The sequence below is a fragment of the Falsiroseomonas sp. RANM36 genome (assembly GCF_056682175.1).
Genome location: NZ_JBWXTD010000003.1, coordinates 359,972 through 361,599 on the forward strand (window position 1 = coordinate 359,972; position 1,628 = coordinate 361,599).

Below are 1,628 nucleotides of genomic sequence, written 5' to 3' on the forward strand. Positions count from 1 at the left end.
GGGCGGCGCGCCCCGGCGCCGCGGCTTTCGCGGCTGCGATCGCCGCGCGCAGCGCCGCCATGTTACCCACCTGGTTGGCCAGGATCAGCACCAGCCGCGCATCCAGCCGGCGCGATTCCTCGGCGCTCAGGCCGCGATGCGCCTCCACCAGCAGCGCGAAGAAGCCGTCCGGATCGGCGATGCGGGGCGCGGTGTCGAGCGTCATGCGGCGGCCTCCACGCTGCTGCGGCCGAGCGCGCGGTCCAGCGCCGCCCCGATCGCCGCGGGATCGGGCTCGGCGAAGCGCGCCGCGACATGCTGGTCGGGGCGGATCAACGCGGCCGCGCCGCGCGGTGCGGCGAAGCGCGCGGCGGCAAGGCCTGCGTGGTCGAACAGCGCGCCCGGCGTCTCCTCCGGCGTCACGAACACCGCCGCGACGCCCTGCGGCAAGGCAGAGACCAGCGCCGCATCGGGCGGGCCGAAGACCAGCAGCCGGAAGCCGTCGCCAAGATGGCGCAGCAGCCAGTCCGGCGTGCCGTCCTGCATCACCGGCGCATCCGGCGCCGGCGTGCCCGGCGGCGCGCCACCCTCCCATCCCGCCGGGCCGTTCAGCGGGCTGTCGGCATAGGTGGAGGGGCGGGAGAGACGCCCGGAATTCACCAGCGGCCGCGCGAATTCATGCCGCGCCGCCAGTTCCAGCACCGCATCGCGATAGGCGCGCGCCGCCTCGTTCTTCGGCGTGATGAAGTCCGTGCTGCGGGTGGAGTTCAGGATGTTCTCGTCGGTGGCCGGGATGCGCTCGGCGTCGTAGCTGTCGAGCAGCGCCTCGGGCGCGCGCCCCGCCAGCACCGCGGCGAGCTTCCAGGCAAGGTTGTCCGCATCCTGCACGCCGGCATTGCCGCCGCGCGCGCCGAAGGGGCTGACCTGATGCGCGGCATCGCCGGCGAAGATCACGCGGCCGTGGCGGAAGCGTTCGATGCGGCGGCAGCGGAAGGTGTAGACGCTGACCCATTCCAGATCGAAGGGCACATGCTCGCCGAGCATGGCGCGCACGCGCGGGATCACCTTCTCCGGCCGCTTCTCCTCCTCCGGGTCGGCGTCCCAGCCCAGTTGGAAGTCGATGCGCCAGACATCGTCGGGCTGCTTGTGCAGCAGCACCGACTGGCCGGGATGGAAGGGCGGGTCGAACCAGAACCAGCGCTCGGTCGGGAAGGCCACGTCGCCCTTGATCACGACATCGGCGATCAGGAAGCGGTCCCGGAAGACCTGGCCGGCGAAGGGCAGGCCCATGCTCTCGCGAATGAAGCTGCGCGCGCCGTCGCAGGCCAGCAGCCAGTCGGCATGCAGCGCATAGCCGCCATCGGGCGTGTCCACGATCACGGTGGCGCCGTTGCCGTCCGGGGCCACGCGCGTGATCCGATGCTTCCAGCGGATCTCGACGCCGGCCGCGACGCAGGCCTCCACCAGCCACTCCTCGGCATAGTACTGCTGCAGGTTCACGAAGGCCGGGTATTCATGACCCGCTTCCGGCAGCAGGTCGAAGGCATAGGCCTCGCGGTCGCCGTGGAAGACGCGGCCGGTCTTCCAGGTGATGCCCTTCTCCGTGAAACGGTGGCCAATGCCGAGACGCCCAAAAATCTCCAGCGTGC

2 protein-coding genes are annotated in these 1,628 nt (G+C 71.6%); both read right to left on the reverse strand.

What is annotated here, in order from left to right; genetic code table 11:
• The coding region (locus AC1MIR_RS06525; protein ID WP_480027373.1) for a DUF2783 domain-containing protein at positions 1 to 205 on the reverse strand (205 nt) is incomplete at its 3' end.
• Positions 202 to 1,628 (reverse strand): FAD-dependent oxidoreductase (locus tag AC1MIR_RS06530; protein WP_480027374.1); only part of this gene is annotated, 1,427 nt, incomplete at its 5' end. The genes AC1MIR_RS06530 and AC1MIR_RS06525, both read right to left, overlap by 4 nt.